This window comes from Roseomonas nitratireducens, assembly GCF_017813355.1.
GTDB classification, from domain to species: Bacteria; Pseudomonadota; Alphaproteobacteria; order Acetobacterales; family Acetobacteraceae; genus Neoroseomonas; species Neoroseomonas nitratireducens.
In genome coordinates, this window is record NZ_JAGIYZ010000050.1 from 2,501 (window position 1) to 5,912 (window position 3,412).

General features: G+C 59.3%; 1 tRNA gene and 2 rRNA genes. All 3 read left to right on the forward strand.

Annotation, left to right across the window (positions count from 1 at the left end):
• Nucleotides 1–287: 287 nt before the first annotated feature.
• The 3 genes from J5Y09_RS23995 (at nucleotide 288) to J5Y09_RS24005 (ending at nucleotide 3,357) form a co-directional block, all read left to right on the forward strand.
• A 23S ribosomal RNA gene (locus J5Y09_RS23995) occupies nucleotides 288–3,026 on the forward strand.
• A 109-nt stretch (nucleotides 3,027–3,135) separates the two neighbouring features.
• Nucleotides 3,136–3,250, forward strand: a 5S ribosomal RNA gene (gene rrf, locus J5Y09_RS24000).
• Between the two features lie 30 nt (nucleotides 3,251–3,280).
• Nucleotides 3,281–3,357: transfer RNA gene (locus tag J5Y09_RS24005), tRNA-Met, on the forward strand.
• Nucleotides 3,358–3,412 lie beyond the last annotated feature (55 nt).

Sequence of the window (3,412 nt, forward strand, 5' to 3'; positions counted from 1 at the left end):
CCTTCGGGTTGAGACGGTGGCAGGCCGAGTGAGCTGCCTCATCGAGGTGGCGGCACTTCCGAAACCCGCGCTGGCGGTGTGATCCGGGATCCTCGAGAGGGAGCCGGGTTACCTGCTGGTGCGAGCATGTTCTTTCACATGGTGAAGATGATCTGGTGTGTGAGTGATTTCTGCACATCGTCCGAGGCGAACTAGACCGCGACCTCGGGGATGGAGCGGGCGCTGCCGTTCGAGACTTAGGCAGCATGGGGCGTGTTTTGGCCCTGTGCGCGGGCGGTGGTGAGGATATGGAGTGAGAAAAGGGCATTCGGTGGATGCCTTGGCGCCAAGAGGCGATGAAGGACGTGGCACGCTGCGAAAAGCCGCGGGGAGATGCGAGCGATCGTTGATCCGCGGATGTCCGAATGGGGAAACCCACCCCTTTGGGGTATCCCGGCCTGAATTCATAGGGTCGGGAGGCGAACCCGGGGAACTGAAACATCTCAGTACCTGGAGGAAAAGACATCAACAGAGATTCCGCGAGTAGTGGCGAGCGAAAGCGGAGCAGGCCAGTGGTTGCTGAAAGAGAAGCCGAACAACCTGGAAAGGTTGGCCGCAGTGGGTGACAGCCCCGTAGGCGTAGTGCTTTCAGTGATCCTTGAGTAGGGCGGGGCACGTGAAACCCTGTCTGAACATGGGGGGACCACCCTCCAAGCCTAAATACTCCTTGGCGACCGATAGTGCACAAGTACCGTGAGGGAAAGGTGAAAAGCACCCCGACGAGGGGAGTGAAAGAGACCTGAAACCGGATGCCTACAAGCAGTCGGAGCCCCAAGTGGGTGACGGCGTACCTTTTGTATAATGGGTCCGCGAGTTCGTGTTGGCAGCAAGCTTAAGCCGAGAGGTGTAGGCGCAGCGAAAGCGAGTCTGAATAGGGCGCATAGTTGCCGGCATGAGACCCGAAACCTGGTGATCTAGCCATGGACAGGTTGAAGGTGGGGTAACACCCACTGGAGGACCGAACCCACGCCTGTTGAAAAAGTCGGGGATGATCTGTGGCTAGGGGTGAAAGGCCAATCAAACCAGGAAATAGCTGGTTCTCCGCGAAATCTATTGAGGTAGATCGTCCGTCGATCACCGTCGGAGGTAGAGCACCGGAAGGGCTAGGGGGGCCCAAAGCCCTACCAAACCCTACCGAACTCCGAATGCCGATGAGTGCAGGCGGGCAGACAGACAGTGGGTGCTAAGGTCCATTGTCGAGAGGGAAACAACCCAGACCACCAGCTAAGGCCCCCAAATGATGGCTAAGTGGGAAAGCATGTGAGACGGCCAAAACAACCAGGAGGTTGGCTTAGAAGCAGCCATCCTTTAAAGAAAGCGTAATAGCTCACTGGTCTAAACAAGCTGTCTTGCGGCGAAAATGTACCGGGGCTCAAGCCATCTGCCGAAGCTGTGGGTGCGCAGCAATGCGCGCGGTAGCGGAGCGTTCCCTAGGCCAGTGAAGCGGTACCGGTGACGGGCCGTGGAGGTATGGGAAGTGCGAATGCGGACATGAGTAGCGACAAAGAGGGTGAGAAACCCTCTCGCCGAAAGTCCAAGGGTTCCTGCGCAAGGTTAATCCGCGCAGGGTGAGCCGGCCCCTAAGGCGAGGGCGACAGCCGTAGCCGATGGGAACCAGGTGAATATTCCTGGGCCCGCCAGAAGTGACGGCCGTGAAACCGTGTTTCTCCTTATCGGATTGGAGGGGCGCGTGGATCGGTCCGGGAAATAGCTCTGGCATATGGACCGTACCCGAAACCGACACAGGTGGACTGGATGAGTATTCCAAGGCGCTTGAGAGAACCATACCGAAGGAACTAGGCAAATTGCCCGCGTAAGCTAGCGATAAGCGGGACCCATCAATGGGCAACCATGGGTGGGTGGCACAGACCAGGGGGTGGCGACTGTTTAGTAAAAACACAGGGCTCTGCGAAGTCGAGAGACGACGTATAGGGTCTGACGCCTGCCCGGTGCCGGAAGGTCAAGGGGAGGAGTGCAAGCTCCGAACCGAAGCCCCGGTAAACGGCGGCCGTAACTATAACGGTCCTAAGGTAGCGAAATTCCTTGTCGGGTAAGTTCCGACCTGCACGAATGGCGTAACGACCTCCCCACTGTCTCCGGTATGGGCTCAGCGAAATTGAATTCCCCGTGAAGATGCGGGGTACCCGCGGTCAGACGGAAAGACCCTATGAACCTTTACTGCAGCTTGGCAGTGGCGCCAGGAAGGGGCTGTGTAGGATAGGTGGGAGCCATTGAAGCCGGGGCGCCAGCTCTGGTGGAGGCAACCTTGAAATACCACCCTGCGCCTTTCTGGCGTCTAACCGAACCCCGTCACCCGGGGTCGGGACCCTGCCTGGTGGGCAGTTTGACTGGGGCGGTCGCCTCCCAAAAGGTAACGGAGGCGCGCGATGGTGGGCTCAAGCCGGTCGGACATCGGCTGTTGAGTGCAAAGGCACAAGCCCGCCTGACTGCGAGCGCGACAGCGCGAGCAGGGACGAAAGTCGGCCTTAGTGATCCGGTGGTCCCGCGTGGAAGGGCCATCGCTCAACGGATAAAAGGTACTCTAGGGATAACAGGCTGATCTCCCCCAAGAGTCCACATCGACGGGGAGGTTTGGCACCTCGATGTCGGCTCATCGCATCCCGGGGCTGGAGCAGGTCCCAAGGGTTCGGCTGTTCGCCGATTAAAGCGGTACGTGAGCTGGGTTTAGAACGTCGTGAGACAGTTCGGTCCCTATCTGCCGTGGGTGTTGGAGACTTGAGAGGATCTTTCCCTAGTACGAGAGGACCGGGAAGGACGCACCTCTGGTGCACCGGTTGTCGCGCCAGCGGCACAGCCGGGTAGCTAAGTGCGGAATGGATAACCGCTGAAGGCATCTAAGCGGGAAACCAGCCTCAAGACGAGGTCTCCCTAAGGGCCGTGCAAGACCAGCACGTCGATAGGCCGCAGGTGAAAGCTCCGCAAGGAGTGCAGCCGAGCGGTCCTAATCGCCCGATAGAACTCCATATCACACACTCAACCACCGCATGGATGCGAAAGCATCCACCGCGCACAGCGCCAAAACACGCACAACACCAGATCATCCACATCACCACATCAGAGGATCCGGCCCGGTGGCCCGGTGGCCATCGCGGGGTTGATACACCCGTTCCCATCCCGAACACGGCCGTGAAACACCCCAGCGCCCATGGTACTGCGTCTCAAGACGCGGGAGAGTCGGTCGTCGCCGGGCCACCAGGCCGGATCCTCATCACTACTTCCCCGCGGGGTGGAGCAGCCCGGTAGCTCGTCAGGCTCATAACCTGAAGGTCACAGGTTCAAATCCTGTCCCCGCATCCATCATCTCCCAACCTCAGAACACAACACGCCCGTCAGCAACAGCTGCCGGGCTTTC